This is a genomic window from Xanthobacter autotrophicus, from assembly GCF_005871085.1.
GTDB lineage: Bacteria > Pseudomonadota > Alphaproteobacteria > Rhizobiales > Xanthobacteraceae > Xanthobacter > Xanthobacter autotrophicus.
In genome coordinates, this window is record NZ_VAUP01000035.1 from 240,364 (window position 1) to 257,207 (window position 16,844).

13 protein-coding genes are annotated in these 16,844 nt (G+C 68.2%); 6 read left to right on the forward strand and 7 right to left on the reverse strand.

All coding sequences use genetic code 11. The features are described 5' to 3' along the window. Positions 1-98: 98 nt before the first annotated feature. Together xoxF5 and FBQ73_RS17130 are read right to left on the reverse strand one after the other, a co-directional pair. Entirely contained in the window at positions 99-1,904 is a 1,806-nt protein-coding gene (gene xoxF5 / locus FBQ73_RS17125; RefSeq protein WP_138400700.1) for a lanthanide-dependent methanol dehydrogenase XoxF5, read from the reverse strand. 345 nt (positions 1,905-2,249) lie between these two features. Continuing rightward, positions 2,250-3,185 (reverse strand): quinoprotein relay system zinc metallohydrolase 2, encoded by a 936-nt coding sequence (locus FBQ73_RS17130; protein ID WP_138400701.1) that lies wholly within the window; start codon positions 3,183-3,185, stop codon positions 2,250-2,252. Between the two features lie 531 nt (positions 3,186-3,716). Between FBQ73_RS17130 and FBQ73_RS17135 the strand changes: the two genes are divergently transcribed. The 6 genes from FBQ73_RS17135 to FBQ73_RS17160 all read left to right on the forward strand — a co-directional run bounded on the left by FBQ73_RS17135 (position 3,717) and on the right by FBQ73_RS17160 (position 11,491). Beyond that, the gene (locus FBQ73_RS17135) at positions 3,717-6,209 is read left to right on the forward strand and encodes a TonB-dependent receptor (protein WP_138400702.1); all 2,493 of its coding nucleotides are present in this window, start codon (positions 3,717-3,719) and stop codon (positions 6,207-6,209) included. Positions 6,210-6,567: 358 nt separating this feature from the next. Next, positions 6,568-7,461: a methylene-tetrahydromethanopterin dehydrogenase N-terminal domain-containing protein gene (locus FBQ73_RS17140; protein WP_138400703.1), complete on the forward strand. Its 894-nt coding sequence runs from the start codon at positions 6,568-6,570 to the stop codon at positions 7,459-7,461. A 95-nt stretch (positions 7,462-7,556) separates the two neighbouring features. Continuing rightward, positions 7,557-8,570, forward strand: coding sequence for a methenyltetrahydromethanopterin cyclohydrolase (gene mch, locus FBQ73_RS17145; RefSeq protein WP_246089750.1), 1,014 nt, complete (start codon positions 7,557-7,559; stop codon positions 8,568-8,570). A 1-nt stretch (position 8,571) separates the two neighbouring features. Then, a complete protein-coding gene (locus FBQ73_RS17150; protein ID WP_138400704.1) occupies positions 8,572-9,468 on the forward strand; it encodes a RimK family alpha-L-glutamate ligase in 897 nt (298 codons plus the stop codon). 38 nt (positions 9,469-9,506) lie between these two features. Continuing rightward, entirely contained in the window at positions 9,507-10,463 is a 957-nt protein-coding gene (locus tag FBQ73_RS17155) for an ATP-grasp domain-containing protein (protein ID WP_138400705.1), read from the forward strand. Continuing rightward, complete coding sequence (locus FBQ73_RS17160; RefSeq protein WP_138400706.1) at positions 10,460-11,491, forward strand: hydantoinase/oxoprolinase family protein; 1,032 nt, start codon at positions 10,460-10,462, stop codon at positions 11,489-11,491. The genes FBQ73_RS17155 and FBQ73_RS17160 overlap by 4 nt, the downstream gene beginning before the upstream one ends. A gap of 178 nt (positions 11,492-11,669) precedes the next feature. On the opposite strand, the gene FBQ73_RS17165 is transcribed toward FBQ73_RS17160, so the two are convergent. From FBQ73_RS17165 to FBQ73_RS17185, 5 genes are all read right to left on the reverse strand, one after another. Continuing rightward, complete coding sequence (locus FBQ73_RS17165; protein ID WP_138400707.1) at positions 11,670-12,068, reverse strand: c-type cytochrome; 399 nt, start codon at positions 12,066-12,068, stop codon at positions 11,670-11,672. Positions 12,069-12,140: 72 nt separating this feature from the next. Then, complete coding sequence (locus FBQ73_RS17170; RefSeq protein ID WP_138400708.1) at positions 12,141-12,944, reverse strand: formylmethanofuran dehydrogenase subunit C; 804 nt, start codon at positions 12,942-12,944, stop codon at positions 12,141-12,143. Further along, entirely contained in the window at positions 12,941-13,864 is a 924-nt protein-coding gene (gene fhcD, locus FBQ73_RS17175; protein ID WP_138400709.1) for a formylmethanofuran--tetrahydromethanopterin N-formyltransferase, read from the reverse strand. Before fhcD ends, FBQ73_RS17170 begins: the two co-directional genes overlap by 4 nt. Beyond that, a complete protein-coding gene (locus FBQ73_RS17180) occupies positions 13,861-15,510 on the reverse strand; it encodes a formylmethanofuran dehydrogenase subunit A (RefSeq protein ID WP_138400710.1) in 1,650 nt (549 codons plus the stop codon). Before FBQ73_RS17180 ends, fhcD begins: the two co-directional genes overlap by 4 nt. Further along, positions 15,507-16,829: a molybdopterin-binding domain-containing protein gene (locus FBQ73_RS17185; protein WP_138400711.1), complete on the reverse strand. Its 1,323-nt coding sequence runs from the start codon at positions 16,827-16,829 to the stop codon at positions 15,507-15,509. The genes FBQ73_RS17180 and FBQ73_RS17185 overlap by 4 nt, the downstream gene beginning before the upstream one ends. Positions 16,830-16,844: the final 15 nt, after the last annotated feature.

Consider the following 16,844-nt stretch of genomic DNA (forward strand, 5'->3'; position numbering starts at 1 on the left):
ACGCCGCCTGGTGTCAGGGGGCGTGCCGGCCTGTCCGGAAACGCGCCGGAGACGGTGTCTCCGGAACGCGTCGCTCGCGGGTCAGGCCATCCGTCCGATCACGGGATGGCGAACACCGTGAGCTGTCCGCCGAGAGCGGTGTAGTTGCTCAGGGCCGCATAGCCGCCCACAGCGCCGAGGCCGGCGTTGGGGTCGTTGAGGCCGGCCGCGAGGCCGATGCCGGCCCAGCCGCCGACGCCCGAGAGCACGGCCACATACTGCTTGCCCTGGTGGGTGTAGGTCATCACGTTGCCGATGATGCCGGACGGGGTCTTGAACTTGTAGAGTTCCTTGCCCGTCTTGGCGTCAACGGCCTTCAGGTAGCCCTCGAGGGTGCCGTAGAAGACCACGCCGCCAGCGGTGGCGAGCGCGCCGGACCACACGGAGAACTGCTCCTTGTTGGACCACACGATCTTGCCCTGGCGGGCATCCCACGCGATGAAGTTGCCCATGCCGCCGTGGCTGTTCGGCGCCGGGAACATGGAGAGCGTGGCGCCCACGAAAGGCTGGCCGGGGGTGTAGCTCACGCGGAACGGCTCGTAGTCCATGCACACGTGGTTGGTGGGCACGTAGAACAGGCCGGTGTCCGGCGAGAAGGCCGCGGGCTGCTGGTCCTTGGTGCCAAGCGCCGCCGGGCAGATGCCGGTGGTGTTGACATCCTCGCCGCCGTGCTCGGTGGAGTAGCGGGCAACGACCATCGGCCGACCGAAGGTCGGGCTGTTGCGGTCCATGTCCACCTTCGTGGCCCAGTTCACGGCGGGGTCGTACTTCTCGGCCACCAGCAGATCGCCGGTCTTGCGGTCCAGCGTGTAGCCGAAGCCGTTGCGGTCGAAATGAACGAGGAGCGAGCGATCCTTGCCGTCGATCTTCTGATCGACCAGGATCATCTCGTTGACGCCGTCATAATCCCACTCGTCGTGGGGGGTCATCTGGTAGACCCACTTGGCGACGCCCGTGTCAGCATCGCGGGCGAACACGGTCATGGACCACTTGTTGTCGCCGGGACGCTGCTTGGGGTTCCAGGTGGAGGGATTACCCGAGCCGTAATAGACGAGGTTGGTCTGGGGATCGAACGAATACCAGCCCCAGGTGCAGCCGCCGCCGGTCTTCCACTGGTCGCCCTGCCAGGTCTTCAAAGAAGAATCCTTGCCGACGGGCTTGCCCAGCTCGGTGGTCTTCTCCGGATCGACGAGGATGTCACTGTCGGGGCCGATGGAATAGGCGCGCCAGATCTGCTTTCCAGTCTTGAGATCATACGCCGTCATGTGACAGCGCACGCCGAATTCGCCGCCGGAGATGCCGACGAGCAGCTTGTCCTTCACCGGGATGACGGTGGCGGTGTTGGTTTCGCCCTTCTTGGGATCACCATTCTGCGCCGACCACAGCACCTTGCCGTTCTGGGCGTCGAGGGCCACCACCTTGGTGTCGGCCTGGTGCAGGAACACCTTGCCGTCGGCATAGGCGAGGCCGCGATTGACCGTGTCGCAGCACATCACCGGGATCACGTTGGGATCCTGCTTCGGCTCGTACTTCCAGATGATCTTGCCCTCGTTCTTCAGATCGAGCGCATAGACGATGTTCGGGAAGGGCGTGTGCACATACATGACGTCGCCCACCACGAGCGGCGAGCCTTCATGGCCGCGCAGCACGCCCGTGGAGAAGGTCCAGGACACCTGGAGCTTGCCCACGTTGTCGGCGGTGATCTGCTTCAGCTTGGAATAACGCGTGTTAGCGTAATCCCCGGTCTGGAGCGCCCACTGGTTGGGATCTTGGGTGAGTTTCAGAACACTATCATTGGCGCGGGCTGGCGCGCCGGCAAATGCCGTGACCACCGCCGCGGCGGTCAGTACCAAAAGACGTCTCATCCGGGCTTCCTCCGATGGATGCGCGCCCGCCTCCACACACGTGGATCGGGTAACGCACTGAGCGCGTTGTTTTCGCCTTGGGGGACTCCATCTACTTCGGCAGCGTGTCACGACCGGCGTGATGCCATGAAGCCATGCGGTGACTGGCGTCCCGCAGGCCTGCGAACCAACCCCGCGTTCCCCGCACGGAGTTGTTGAAGCCGAAGCTGTGAGGAACGTAAGCAATGTTCTCTCCGGACGCAATACGCCAAATGTCTGCCGCCACCGGAGTTTTGTTCTGCACCTGCGAAGTAAGCATACGTAGTTATTGCACTGCAATAACCGCCATCCGGCGCCGGGAAACAATTATTCCCACTCCATCTCATGGAACGTTGTGGTGGCGTTGCGGGCGTTGAAATCGTCGAACAGCTGCCAGTTGCCCGCCTCGCTCTGCCCCGCCTCCCGCGCCGCCTGCGAGAGAGTGCGCCCTTCCCGCACCATGCCGCGCACATCGGCCACCAGCCGCTTGAGATAACGCTCCGTGGGCTCGACCGCGGCCGGCCACGCCACCGAGGCCGGGCCGTGGCCGGGCACCGCGCGCGCAGCCGGGCGGCGTTTCAGCTCCTCGATCAGCGCGATCCATCCTGCCGCCTTGCCATCCAGCGCCGGCACATGGCCGAGGAACAGGAGATCGCCGAGGAACCAGGTTCCGGTGGACACGTCGAGCACGGTGAGGTCGGTGGCGGTGTGGGCGGTGGGCCAGGCTTCCAGACGCAGCACCCGGTCGCCGAGGTCGATGTCGCGCGTGTCGCCCACGGTCTCGTCGGGCAGCACCACCCGCGTGCCCGCCGCCGCCGGCCCCACCAGCCGCTCAGTGGCGGACACATAGGCCTCGGCGCGGGCGGCAAGCGCCTCCGGCAGGTTCCTGTGGCCGATGAAGGTCACGCCGGGGCCGACAAACGCGGCATTGCCGAGCACATGATCGGGATGCATGTGGGTGTTGATGACATAGCGCACCGGCAGCGCCGTCTTCTGCCGGATCGCCGCCTTCAGTTGCTCCCCCGCCTCAAGGCTGCCGCCGGTGTCGATCACCGCCACGCCGTCGCGCCCGACGACGAAGCCGGCATTGCCCACGAAGCCAAGATTGCGCGGCAGCGCCAGGGCATAGGGCGCCTGATGGACAAACACGCCGGGGGCCACCTCGCTCACCGCGAACGGCTCCGCTTCTGGTTGCGCTGCAACATGAACCGGCGCCGCGCAGAGGATGAGTGCGGCGAGCCGCCGCAATAGCCGTAGGGTCAAGGCAAACCTCCTCCAGTCCCCCTGTGGCGAACGAGTGTTGCGCGCAATCGGAAAGCAGACGGGGCGCCCCACGCGAAGTTCAAACCCGTCCGCCGAATATGCCCTGGCGTCACGCAGCGCCCCCGCCAAGGCGCCAAGTCAGGGGGCGCCAAGTCAGGGGGCTCCAAGTCAGGGGGCCAAGTCCGTGCCCCCTGGGATGCACCGTGGCAACAGAACCCGGCTACAGCCGTGTCCGGGCGGAGGAGGGCGTGGAGACGGTGCTCCATTTCGAACTGAGACACGACCTGCACCCTGGGGAGCGTACATTCTGAGAGAAAAATGAGAGATCTTGCGCGGTCTTCGCGCCCGGATCACCCTTGCAACCGCTTGGGTGACCCATCATTGCCCATTCGGCATCGCCGAAAAACTCTAAAGATTGACCGAACACCTGAAATCACTATCCTGCCACAATCAAGAAACGGCGGTGATACTGCGCACGGCGCTTCGGAGCCCAGCGCAGGTCCTCACGCCGGATAAGCAAAGGGCGGGACGATGAGGGCGGAAACTTCCTGGCGGGCCATTGCCGTGGCGCTCGGCCTATATGGGGCATCCCTGCCGGCAACGCTTGTCGGGTCGGGGGCGGCGCTCGCGCAATCCGCGCCCGCGCAGTCCCAATCCACACCCGCCGAAGCTGCGTCCACGGGCACCACGGTCGAGCTACCCACGGTGGAGGTGGTGGCCACCACGCCCCTCACCGGAACCGGCATCGATGTGGACCGGGTGCCCAGCACAGTGACCATCATCTCGGCGGAAGAGTTCAACCGGCTCCATTCCTTCTCCACCATCGACGCCCTGGTCCAGTACACGCCCAGCGCCAATTCCACCGACGTGCAGGGCAACGCCTTCTTCCAGGACTTCCGCTTCCGCGGCTTCGCAGCCTCCCCGCTGCAGGGCACGCCGCAGGGCCTCGCGGTCTACCAGAACGGCATCCGCGTCAACGAGGCGTTCGGCGACACGGTGAACTGGGACCTCATTCCAGAGGTCGCCATCGACCGCGCCGAGGTGTTTACCAACAATCCGGCGTTCGGCCTCAACGCGCTCGGCGGCGCCGTCTCCATCCAGATGAAGAACGGCTTCACCTATCACGGCTTCGAGGGCTCGGTGCAGGGCGGCTCATTCGGCCAGATCGGCGGCTCGATCCAGTATGGCGGCGAGAAGGACGGCGTCGGCCTCTACATCGCCGCCGACGCGGTGCGCGACGACGGCTGGCGCAAGCAATCGCCCTCCGAGCTGGCGCGCTTCTACGGCGACCTCGGCTGGAAGGGCGACAAGGGCGAACTGCACCTCGTGGCCAGCGCCGCCAGCAATTCCCTCGGCGTGGTGGGCCCCACCCCGGTGGAGATGCTCGCGGCCGACTACAACTCGGTCTACACGTGGCCGCAGACCACACAGAACGACATGGGCATGCTGGCCCTCAACGGCCGCTACGACCTCAGCGACACCTGGCAGCTGCAGAGCAATCTCTACGTCCGCCGCTTCAAGCAGTCCCACGTGGACGGCAACGACGCCGACCTCGAGAACTGCAGCAACAAGTGGAACCCCGGCGTCGGCAAAACCAAGATGTGCCTGGAGGAGGACCAGTTCACCGGTCCCGCCGGCGGCGGCAATCCCCTCTCCAATCCGCAATACGCCGCGTTCCGCAGCCAGATGGTGCTCTACGACCAGAGCGGCAACACCATTCCGTTCAACGAGCTGGCCTCAAACCAGCTCTATGGCGTGATCAACCGCACCTGGACCGACACCACCACGTATGGCGGCTCGGTGCAGGCGACCAGCACCGACAAGCTGATCGGCCACGACAATTATTTCGTCGTCGGCGGCAGCGTCGACTACAGCACGGTCAACTTCAAATCCAGCACCGAGCTGGGCATTACCGACATCAACACCCTGGGGGTGGCCGGTACCGGCACCTACTTGCAGAACAAGCCGAATTATTCGCTGCCAGAAGAATACCAGGTGTTCTACCTGCCGGTGAACCTGGACGCCACCACCACCTATTACGGCCTCTACGCCACCAACGCCTTCGACATGACCGACCGCGCCACCCTGACCATGGGCGCGCGCCTCAACATCGCGCAGATCACCATGCAGGACGCCAGCGGCACCAGCCCGCAGCTCAATGGCGACTACACCTTCGCGCGCATCAACCCCGTCATCGGCCTCACCTACAAGATCACGTCGGACGTTACCGCCTACGGCGGCTATTCGGAATCCAACCGCGCGCCGACCCCGCTGGAGCTGAACTGCGCCGATCCCAACCGGCCGTGCCTGCTGGAAAATTCCCTGGTGGCCGATCCGCCGCTGGAGCAGGTAGTGTCGCACACCTACGAGGCCGGCCTGCGCGGGGCCAGCAAGCTGTTCGGTGGCAATGTGAGCTGGAAGCTCGGCCTCTACCGGGTGGACAGCGACGACGACATCATCGCCCTCGCCAGCGAGCAGACCGGCTACGGCTATTTCACCAACGTGCCCGCCACCCGCCGGCAGGGCTTCGAGGCCGGGCTGCAATATGCCAACGGCCCCTGGAAGTTCTACGCCAACTACGCCTATATCGACGCTACCTTCCAGTTCTCGGGAACGCTGGCCTCCCCCAACAACCCGCTGGCCACCGACGGCGAGATCTTCGTGACCCCGGGCGACCACATTCCCGGCATCCCGGCCCAGACCCTGAAGTTCGGCGCCGACTACATGGTGACGGACAAGTGGAAGGTGGGCGGTGACGTGATCGCCGTGTCGAGCCAGTATTATGTGGGCGACGAATCCAACATCAACCCGATGCTGCCAGGCTATTGGGTGGCCAATGTGCGCACCAGCTACCAGGTGACGCCCAACATCCAGGTGTTTGGCTTGATCAACAACCTGTTCAACCAGAAATACGCATCCTACGGCACCTTCTTCGACACCGAGTATCTCGGCCTCAGCAACGCCCAGATGCAGACCCCCGGCCAGCCGCTGTCGGCCTACGCCGGACTGAAGGCGACCTTCTGAGGGTGAGCTTGAAGAGGCGGCGGGATGAGCGTCTGCGGCCCTCGCAGGCGCTTAACCATCGTCATTCCCGGCCTTCCGCGCTCGCGCCCTTAGGGAAAGACCCCACGTCCCGCCCGTGCACCGCAGCATCCTGCGGTGTTTTCCTACTGTTATCGACCGCTCGTTTTTTCGCAGTGCAAGGAAAAGGTATCCTGCGGCAAAGACACCGGAAGGATAGCTTCAAACGCCCTTGCGCGGCGCGCGGCGTTGGTTCAAGAGTCTTGTCCATTCGACTGCGTGCGGGGAAACAACCGCCGAGTTCCGGAGCGATCCGGGGCGAAGCCACCCGCTAATGTTTCCCTCGACACGGAGCTGCGCCATGGCGGAATCCGCCCCCATTCTCCACATCATCACGCCCTTGAACCACGTCAGCCCGTTCGACGTGAACATGGCGGTGGATGCCGGCTACACCACCATCGCCCCCTATTCCCGCGTCGCCCTCGCCGAGGTGCGGGACCTGACGCAGGACATGATGTTCTCCCGCGCGCCCCAGTCGGCGCCGCGCACCGGCCTGTTCATCGGCGGCAAGGATGCCGCCCTTGCCCTCGACATGGCGGCGGAGGCGAAGGCCTCCATCTTCCCGCCCTTCGAGATTTCCATCTTTCCCGATCCCGCCGGCTCCTTCACCACCGCCGCCGCCATGATCGCCAAGGTGGAACAGGCCTTGCTGAAGACCAGGCCCAAGGGCCTGGAAGGCGTCGCCGTGCAGGTCTATGGCGCCACCGGCGTGGTGGGTTCCATCGCCGCCGTCATCGCCGCCCAGGCGGGGGCGCTCGTGACCCTCGTTAGCCATCGCGAGGTCGCCGCGGTGGAGGAGAAGGCGAAGGACCTGAAAGCCCGCTTCGGCGTCGAGCTCGCCTGCACCGCCGCCGTGACCGACTCGGAAAAGGCGAAGCTCGTTCCCGAGGCGGAGGTGGTGCTCGCCGCCGGCAAGGCAGGGGTGGAAATCCTCACCGCCGCCCATCTTCAGGCCGCGACCCGACTGCTGGTTGCAGCGGACGTGAACGCCGTGCCCCCCGCCGGCATCGCCGGCATCGGCGCCCATGATGCGGCGGCCGTGCTGCCCCACGGCATCGGCATCGGCGCGCTCGCCATCGGCAACCTGAAATATGCCGTGCAGCACACACTGCTGAAGCAGATGTGCGTGACCGACACGCCGCTGTTCTTCGATCTTCCCGCCATCTTCAAGCTCGCCCGCGAGCTGGACGCGTAGGAAGCCGCCATGCAGATCCGCACGTCCTCCCCCGCCCGGCCCCGCGCCTGCCGCGCGGGGCTCGCCCGCGTTCGCCCGCTCCGGGAGACCCGGCCATGACCTCGCAAGCCACCTCGCAAGCCACCTCGCCTGCCCTGACCACCCCCGTGGATGCCGCCCCGCAGATCAGCCTCGCCACCTGCGTGGCGCCGCTGGTGGAGGCCCTGATCCGCGACGCGGATGCCCTGCGCCTCAAGGTGTCCCGCGGCCCCCGCGATGCGCTCATCGTGGATGCCGGCATCACCGCCGCCGGTGGGCTGGAAGCCGGCCGCCGCATCGCCGAGATCTGCCTCGGCGGCCTCGGCCGGGTCGCGCTGGTGCCCACCGGCCGCTTCTCGCCCTGGGATACGCTGGCAAGCGTCTCCACCTCAGGCCCCGTGCTGGCCTGCCTCGGCAGCCAGTATGCGGGCTGGAGCCTTGCCGCCGGCGACTTCTTCGCCCTCGGCTCCGGCCCCGGCCGCGCCATCGCGGCGGTGGAGACCCTGTATGGGGAACTCGGCTACCGCGACCGGGGTGAAAAGGTCGTCCTGGTGCTGGAAACCGCCGTGGTGCCCCCCGCCGAGGTGGTGGACGAGATCGCCGCGCGCTGCGCCGTGGCGCCGTCCGACATCACGCTGATCCTCACCCCCACCAGTTCGCTGGCCGGCACGGTGCAGATCGTGGCGCGGGTGCTGGAAGTCGCGCTGCACAAGGCGCACGCCCTGCACTTCCCGCTGGAACATATCGCCGATGGCGTGGGCTCGGCGCCCATCTGCCCGCCCTCCCCCGATTTCCTCACCGCCATGGGCCGCACCAACGATGCGGTGCTCTATGGCGGCGACGTGCATCTCTTCGTCCACGGCCCGGCGGAGGCCGCAAAGGACCTCGCCACGCGACTGCCCTCGCTTGCCTCCCGCGACTATGGCCGGCCGTTCGGGGAGATTTTCGCTGGCTATGACTGCGACTTCTACAAGGTGGACCCGCTGCTGTTCTCCCCAGCGCGGGTGACGGTGACCGCCATCGACCATGGCGAAAGCTTCACCGCCGGCGGCTTCGATCCCATCCTCATCGCCCGGTCCTTCGGGGGCTGAGGTGGCGGGCCTCGTCCTCTTCGCCGAGCGGGTGGACTGGCACAGCCGCTCGCTCCTCGCCGCCATCAAGGCGCGCGGGCACACCGCACGGGTGATCTCGCTGAAGGCCTGCGGCTTCGCCGTGGGGGAGACCGCCCACGGCCTGCTGCTGCCGGGCTTTGCCGACAACCTGCCGGACGCCTGCTTCGTGCGCTCGGTGCCCGCCGGCACGCTGGAGCAGGTCACCGCCCGGCTCGGCGTGCTGCATGCCCTGCGGGAGATGGGGGTGCGGGTGATGAACGACGCCCGTGCCATCGAGCGCTGCGTGGACAAGAGCGCCACCACCTTCCTTTTGGCCCGCGCCGGCCTGCCCACCCCCCGCACCTTGGTGCTGGAAGACCGCGCGGCAGCGCAGATGATCATCGACGCCGCCCCCGGCGACAGCGTTCTGAAGCCCATGTTCGGCGCCCAGGGCCGCGGCCTCATGCGCCTTGCGCCCAAGGCCCGCCTGCCGGAGGCTGAGGAGGTCGGCGGGGTCTATTACCTGCAGGATTTCGTTTCCGCGCCGTCCGGCACTGGGCCGTCCGGCACCCATGAGGATTTCCGCGTGTTCGTGGTGGGCGGACGGGCCGAGGCCGCCATGGCGCGGCGCGGCACCTCCTGGATCACCAACATCCACCAGGGCGCCACCGGCCTGGAAGTCGCCGCCGAGGGCCAGCTTGCCGACCTCGCCGTGCGCGCGGCGGCGGCCGTGGGGGCGTCCTATGCCGGGGTGGACCTCATCGCCGATGCCGAAGGGCGACTCACCGTGCTGGAGGTGAATTCCATGCCGGCCTGGCGCGGGCTTCATGACGCCACAGGCCGTAATATGGCCGAGCCATTGGCCGCCCACCTCGTCGCCGAGCCGGTGGCGGCGTAGGCTCCGGGCTGGCCTGTCCGATTTAAGGAAAACCGCGCATGCGCGTCTTCGTCTGCGAGTTCGTGACCAGCGGCGGCCTGCGCGGCGCCACGCTGCCGGAGAGCCTCGCGCGGGAAGCCGCCCTCATTCGCGATGCCATGCGCCGCGACCTCGCCGCTTTGCCGCAGGTGCGCGAGATCCTGCTGGCCGCCGACGACCGCCTGCCCCTGCCCGGCGCCGTTGCGGTGACGGAAGGCGCGGATGCCTGGGCCATCTGGCGCGATCTCGCCCGGCGTGCCGACGTGGTATGGCCGGTGGCGCCGGAGACCGACGGCGTGCTCGCCCGTCTTGTAGAAATGCTGCGCGAGAACTGCCCCCGCGTCCTCGCCTGCGATCCGGAGGCCATCGCCGCCGCGACCAGCAAGCTGGAGACGGCGCGCCGCCTCGCCGCCGCCGGGGTGCCGCACATCCCCACCTTCACGCTGGCGCAGGCGCCCGACCTGCCCGGCCCGCGCATCACCAAGCCGGACGACGGCGCTGGCTGCGAGGACACCCGGTTCTGGCCGGATGGGGTGCAGGCGACCCCGGCGCCGCGCGATGGATTGGTGATCCAGCCGTTCGTGGCGGGGGAGGCGGCGAGCCTCACCGTGCTCAACGCGCCGGAGGGCGTGCGGCTCCTCACCGTGAACCGCCAGCACATCGCCGTTGAGGACGGCCGCGTCTTCCTCACCGGGCTTTCCGTGGGCGCGCTGGCTGACGCCGACGGGCGCCTCGAAGCGCTGGCGGAAGCGGTGGTGCGCGCCATGCCCGGCCTCCATGGTATCTTCGGCATCGACATCCTCTTGACCGACACCGGCCCGGTTGTGGTGGAGGTCAACCCGCGCCTCACCACCGCCTATGCCGGCCTCGGCGCGGCCCTCGGCCTCAATCCGGCGACGCTGCTGCCGCCCTTCGCGAGTGGCGGCAAGACGCAGCGCGTGGGCACCCGCACCCCGGTGGAGCTGGCGCTGGCATGAGCGGTGCGACCGGCGATCTCATCCTCGGCTGGGACGTGGGCGGCGCCCATCTCAAGCGCGCCGTGCTGGCGCCGGACGGCACCCTCGTTTCAGTGGAAATGGCCGCCTGCCCCCTGTGGCAGGGCCTCGACAAGCTCGACGCCGCCATGGCCGCGCTCTCGCCCGCCGCCGGCCGCTCGGTGGTGACCATGACCGGCGAGCTGACGGACCTGTGGCGGGATCGCGCCGCCGGCGTCGCCGGCCTCTCCCAGGCGTTGGCGGAAAGACTGGGGGCGGACACGCTCATCTATGCCGGCCGCGCCGGCTTCGTCCCTGCCGCCGATGCGCCCGCCCATGCGGCGGATGTAGCCTCCGCCAACTGGCACGCCACCGCCGCGGCACTGGCCCGCCTATGCGGCGACGGCGTTCTGGTGGATATTGGCTCGACGACCACCGACATCATTAAGTTTGCCGGCATACAAATTAGCTTTGCCGGCTATTCAGATGCCGAACGCATGGAGACCGGCGAGCTGGTCTATAGCGGTGCGGCGCGCACCCCGGTGATGGCGCTGACCGCCACCCTGCCCTTCAGGGGCCGGCAGGTGCCGCTGATGGCTGAGTATTTCGCCACCACCGCCGACATCCATCGCCTCACCGGAGACCTGCCCGAAGGCGCCGACCTGCACCCGGCCGCGGATGGCGGCGAGAAGACCCGCGAAGCCAGCGCGCGCCGGCTGTTGCGCATGGTGGGGCGCGACCTTGGCCCCTGCACCCTGGCCGAGGCGGAGGCCCTGGCCGCCTTCGCCGCAGAGGTGCAACTGCACCGGCTACATGGGGCGCTCGCGCAGGTGCTTTCAACCGGGGGCGTGGCGGTGGAAGCGCCGCTGATTGGGGCCGGCGTTGGCCGGTTTCTGGTCCGACGACTGGCGGCCCGAGCCGGCCGGCCCTACCGCGATGCGGGGGATATGCTGGCAGGCAACCCCGCCCTCGCCGCAGCCGCGGCGGACTGCGCGCCGGCGGTAGCCGTGGCGCGGCTGGTAATTAATTAGCCGGCATAATTCAGCGGCACCAGCTATCTCCCCCCTCTGCGCGGGAAATCATCCCGCCCGGACGGAGAGATGGATGCCCCGGTCAAGCCGGGGCATGACGATGGTGCGGGATCATGCGCCCCGCTTCCTGGAGGCGCTGCCTATGCGGAGCAGAACCGAACGGTCCTGCCCGCGCCGATTACTTCTTGCTGCCGTCGGCGTTGAACTGGGCGAGGAAGGCGATGAGATCCTTGCGCTCGTCCTCGTTCTTGATGCCGGCGAAGGCCATCTTGCCCTTGGGGGCGAGCACCTTGGGGTTGGTGATGTAATTGTCGAGGGTGGCCTCGTCCCACACCTTGCCGGCGGCGGCGCCGTCCTTGATGTCGGCCGAATAGGCATAACCCTCGAAGTGCGCCCACTTGGCGCCGACGATCCCGTTCAGGGGCGGGCCAACCTTCACCTTGGCATCGGGACCGATGGCATGGCACGCCATGCACTTCTTGAAGGCGGTCTCGCCCTTGGCCACGTCCGGGTCCGCGAGCGCGGAGCCGGTGGCGGCGGCAAGGAGCAGGGCGGAAACGAACACGGCGCGAATCATCAGGCGTTCCTCTCGTTGATCTTGATGTCTACGAAGGACGGGCCGACGCGGCCCACCCCCTCTTGGCCGATCTTACTGGAGGACAAGAATTTCGCCCGTGCCGCCGGCAAGGCGGTTGCCCACCAAGCGCTCGGCCCGGCCGGTGAGACCGCCGAACAGGCCGGCAAGCTCCGGCACGCGGCGGGCGAGCAACGCCAGCATCACCAGATCGTGAGGTCCGGTCGAGACGAAGCCCGGTGCCGGGGCTTCAGGCGCGGTGGCCGCCAGGATGGTGCCCCGCTTCATGCCGCGTCCGGCACCGGCGGCAAGGCGACCCGCCACCGCCAGCGTGCCGGCGATGAGGCCGTCCGCCGCGCGGGGGCCGGCATCGCCACCCACGAGAATCAACCCGCCGCGCATGCGCGCGCCAAGGCTCGGCCCCACCGAGCCGGCGACAGACACCGTGCCGGCCGTCATGCCCTGCCGGTCGCCGGTGAGGGCACCGCCCACCCCGGCGCCGGCCGAGCCGGTCACCTCCACGCGCCCACCCTCAAGGCCCGCGGCAAGGCCGTCGCCGGCATCGCCGCGAATGAGGAGGCTGCCGCCGATCATGCCCGATCCGGCAAGGACACCCACCGGGCCGTCCACCTCGATGGCGCCCTCGGCCATCTGCGCACCCACGAAATCGAGGCGAGGATCGCCGCCGATGATGAGGGCGCCGCCCTCCACCTCGGACACCTCGAACAGGTCGCCGAGCTGAACGGCGCCGTTGCCATAGGGCAGCGTGAGCCAGCCCACCGCCTGGGCGGACAGGCCGGCGAGCGTCGCCGGATTGATGCCGGAAAGGTCAGCCCGCGCGGCGAGCGGCGCGCGCAGGGTCAGGCGATAGGCGCTCATACCACTGTCTCCCCAGCGACAGGAGCCATCAACTGGCGCAGCTTGAAATGGAAGGGGCCGAGATTGCCGCCATAATTGCCGGCATCCACCGCGACCACCCCGGCGGCGGCGCCAAGGCCGCAGACGGCGGCGATGCCCGCCTGCATGCTGGCGGCCACGTCCTGCTCGCTCAGCCCGTCGATGACGATCTCCAGCACGCTTTCCACCTCCGGCGGCAGCGCGCTCTGGGAGACGCCGCGCAGGGTCGGGCAATAGGCGTCGTTGGTGGAGGCGATCATGCCGGCATATTTGGCGCCCACCTTGGAGCCCGAGCGCACCACGCCGCCGGGAAACGGCATGATGGCGCCGCGCACCTGGCCCATGGCCTCCACCGCCGCCTCGGCAGCGGCAAGGGCCGCAGGCCGCGAGCGGGCGAGGATGAGGAAGTTGCCGCCGCCCACCGCCGCGGTGGTGGAGCCCACCACTTCGTCACAGACGAACTCGCCCTCCATCACCGGAATGCGCCAGAAGCGGCGCCCCTCGATGGACTTGGCGATCTGGTAGCCGTCGCCGAAATAGCGCAGCGCCCGCCCCAGCGCGATGGCCGCCCCGCCTTCCAACCCCGAATAGCAGGCGGAAGTGGGTGAGGTGAGCACGCATTGCCCGGCCCTGAGAGGAACCACCTTCTTCAGGTCCTTCAAGGACATGGCGAAGATGAGCACGGCATAGCCCGGCCGCCCGTCCGGGGTCTCGGCTGGATCGAGCTGCCGCTCGATGGCGGCCTCGCAGCCGCAGCCGATGACCGAGGTGGCGAAGCCCGTCAGGCTGGCCGCGGCGGTATGGGCCCAGCGTGGGGTGTCGGCGGTGATGATGAGGCGTGTTCCCGCCATGGGAAACGCCTCGGCGAAGCTGTCGCGGATCTCGACACCGTTGATGATCATGGCGTCAGCTCCACGATTTCGGGGCCCTGGCCGTCTCGGATCTCGCCGTCGGCGATCTTGTAGTGGCTGGCCTTCAGGCCCACCGCCTCGTCGAACCAGCGCTCCAGCCGCTTGTCCATGAGCGGGTCCGATGGCGGATGCACCGCATAGGTGCGCCCCTGCGTGAGGGCCACCACCTCGCCGTTCACCACCACCACCTCGCCATCCTTCATGACGAGGCGCGGGGCGGCGAACATGGCCTCGCGGTCGGCCTGCTCCTCATAGAGCACCACGTCCGCCCGGGCGCCGGGGCCGAGATGGCCACGGTCCTTCAGGCCGAGGGTGCGGGCGGGGGCGGCGCGGGTCACCACCGCGATCTCCTCCAGCGTGTATTCGCGGGAAATCTCGGCAAGCCTGGTGTGGGCGCGCGCCGCCTTGTGGATGCGCGAGAGATGGTCGTCGCGGAACGGCTTGTCCATCAGCAGGCGGATGAGGTGCGGGTAGGAGGTGAAGGGACCGCCGTTGGGATGGTCGGTGGTCAGGTAGACCCGCCACGGGTCCTCGATGAGCAGGAACAGTTCCAGCCCGATGGCCCATTGCAGCGCGTTCACGAAGGAGGTGTCGCGATAGTTGAACGGCACCACCCCGCAGGCGGCATCCATCTCGATGTCCATGCCGATCCACTTCTTGGGATCGGCGATGTTGTGGTTGCGATACTGGGACATGAGGTCGGCCGAGGCGGTCACCGTCTGGCCGAACATGATCTGGCCCACGTCCACCGAGATGTGCGGATTGGCGTTCACCGCCTCCGCGATCTCGGCCGAACCGGAGGAGAAGTGCCGGTCGCCCTCGGTGCCGTAGGAATGGAACTGGATGTGGGTGAGGTGCAGGGGGAAGCCCTCGGTCGCGCCGATGGTGGCAAGCGTCGTCTTGACGTTGCCGGGCACGCCCAGATTGCAGCCGTGGAGGTGGATGGGGTGCGGCACCCCCAATTCCGATACGGCACGCTGAAGTGTGTTCAGAACCCGGCGCGGGGTGAGGCCGTAAAACGGCCCAGTCTCGTCAAGATCGAGGGCGCGCCCGTTGAACTTGAAGGCGTTGATGCCGCCGGGGTTCACGATCTTGATGGCGCAGCACTGGGTGGCCTTGAGCATCCAGGCCACATAGTCGTTGATGGCCTGCTGGCCCTCGCCCTGGGCGATGAGGCGCAACAGGAAATCGTCGTTCCCCAGCACCAGGAAACCACCGGTGTCGATGTTGGGGATGTCCGCCATCTCCAGGTGCGCATGGCGGGCATTGGCCCCCACCACCGCCGGCTCGAACACGGCGGTGTAGCCCATTTGCGAGTAGCGGCACCCGGTTGCGTGAGTGGTGGGCGCCGCCCGCCCGCCGCCGCAGCCGCAGAAATCGCCGAACGGCTCGGGGAACAAGGCCCGGTCCTCGTTCATCAGCAGCCGGCCGAGATTGACCTTGCCGCCGGCGATGTGGCTGTGCAGGTCGATGCCGCCGGCGAGCACGATTGTGCCTGAGGCATCAACCACTTGCTCGCCATTGACCGGCGGCGCGTCGGCGATGACGCGGCCGTCCTCCAGGAGGATATCGCGGACCTGGTCGATGATCTTGTTGGCGGGGTCGAACACGCGCCCACCGGTGATGCGCGTCCTCATGCACCCCTCCCGAACGACACAAGAATGGCCGCCGCCACCTCGGCGACGCTGGGCAGCTCGGCAGGCCTAAGGGCCTGAAGCGGCAGGCAAACTACCGAATCCATGCGGAAGACATGGCCGCCATAGTCCACCCCTGGCGTGCCCACCGGGATGAACACCTCCGGCTCCCGCGCGAACACGGTGTCGGGATGGGCGATGGCGATCACCGGCCCACGGTCGAAATCGGGCGGCGCGTCGGGGCGGAAGGCGCTGGTGTGGAGCAGCAGGTCGGCATCATAAAGCGCTGCCGCCGTTGAATAAAGCTCGGGTACATGGCGCGAGGTCCCGGCCCCCACCGCCGTGCGCAGGGGATAGCCGAAGCGCCACAGGGCGAGCTGGTGCGCGCCGGTCACATTGTCCCGGCCGCCCAAAGGAAAAACCGCCGCGCGGGTGGTGACGGAGAGCACATCCACCGCCTCCGACGCCGCCCCGGCAACCACCGGCGCATCCTCCGCCGGCAGGCTGGCCGCATTCCAGGTGAAGACGGCGTAGCGCGCCGCCTTGATCTGCTCCGCCAGCGCCGCCAGCGCCGCGACGGTCTCGTCCGAAAGGCCGGTGAGCCCGTCCACCCCACGCCCGGCGACCAGCGCCGTCAGCACGGAAGCGGCAGTGGCAACATCCTGTTCAGAAACGGGAACTTCCGTCACCTGATGGGCGGCGAGCACCCGGCGCGACGCCTCCGACAGCGGCCCGCCGACGACGGCGATCTGGCGCCGGCCGGGGGCGGTGACGAAGAGCGGAGCGGCATCGCCGTCCGCCCCCTCCCCGCGCACCGGCACGGCACGGGAAAAGAAGCGGCTGAAGGCGGAAGCCGGATCGTCGCCGAACACGACCATCACGTCGCAGCGGTTGCGCACCTCGGCGAGGGTGGCGGCGATCCAGCCCTTGCGGGCGAGGCGCTCCAGATTGGCGAACAGGCCGCCGGACGCCGCATGGTCGAGGCTGGCGCCCGAGGCCATGGCGAGGTCGTACAGGCGGCGCAGGCCTTCGAGGTCCGCGCCCAGGCCGCTGAAGGCGGCGGAACGGGCGGCCTTGAGGTGCCCTGCGGCGGCCGCGGCAGCTTCCTCGAAGCTCGACGGCGCACCATTGATGCGCGGCGACGGCGGCGGCGCGTCGTTGCGGGCCAGAAGGCGCGCAGCCTCGGGGCATGCGGTGCGCGGCGTGATGGCGCGGCCGGCGACCGTCACCTCCAGGTCGTCGCAACCGAGGCCGCAGAAGCCGCAGACGATGTCTCGGACGGTGCGAGGGGCACCGCCGGTGATCGACTCTCCCGATGTCATGGCGTCACCCGAAGG

What these genes read in the sequence shown, in the direction of transcription:
- xoxF5 (WP_138400700.1), bottom strand. Translation starts at nt 1,904, where the DNA reads ATGAGACGTCTTTTGGTACTGACCGCCGCGGCGGTGGTCACGGCATTT.
- FBQ73_RS17135 (WP_138400702.1), top strand. Translation starts at nt 3,717, where the DNA reads ATGAGGGCGGAAACTTCCTGGCGGGCCATTGCCGTGGCGCTCGGCCTA.
- FBQ73_RS17140 (WP_138400703.1), top strand. Translation starts at nt 6,568, where the DNA reads ATGGCGGAATCCGCCCCCATTCTCCACATCATCACGCCCTTGAACCAC.
- mch (WP_246089750.1), top strand. Translation starts at nt 7,557, where the DNA reads ATGACCTCGCAAGCCACCTCGCAAGCCACCTCGCCTGCCCTGACCACC.
- FBQ73_RS17155 (WP_138400705.1), top strand. Translation starts at nt 9,507, where the DNA reads ATGCGCGTCTTCGTCTGCGAGTTCGTGACCAGCGGCGGCCTGCGCGGC.
- FBQ73_RS17160 (WP_138400706.1), top strand. Translation starts at nt 10,460, where the DNA reads ATGAGCGGTGCGACCGGCGATCTCATCCTCGGCTGGGACGTGGGCGGC.
- FBQ73_RS17165 (WP_138400707.1), bottom strand. Translation starts at nt 12,068, where the DNA reads ATGATTCGCGCCGTGTTCGTTTCCGCCCTGCTCCTTGCCGCCGCCACC.
- FBQ73_RS17170 (WP_138400708.1), bottom strand. Translation starts at nt 12,944, where the DNA reads ATGAGCGCCTATCGCCTGACCCTGCGCGCGCCGCTCGCCGCGCGGGCT.
- fhcD (WP_138400709.1), bottom strand. Translation starts at nt 13,864, where the DNA reads ATGATCATCAACGGTGTCGAGATCCGCGACAGCTTCGCCGAGGCGTTT.
- FBQ73_RS17180 (WP_138400710.1), bottom strand. Translation starts at nt 15,510, where the DNA reads ATGAGGACGCGCATCACCGGTGGGCGCGTGTTCGACCCCGCCAACAAG.
- FBQ73_RS17185 (WP_138400711.1), bottom strand. Translation starts at nt 16,829, where the DNA reads ATGACATCGGGAGAGTCGATCACCGGCGGTGCCCCTCGCACCGTCCGA.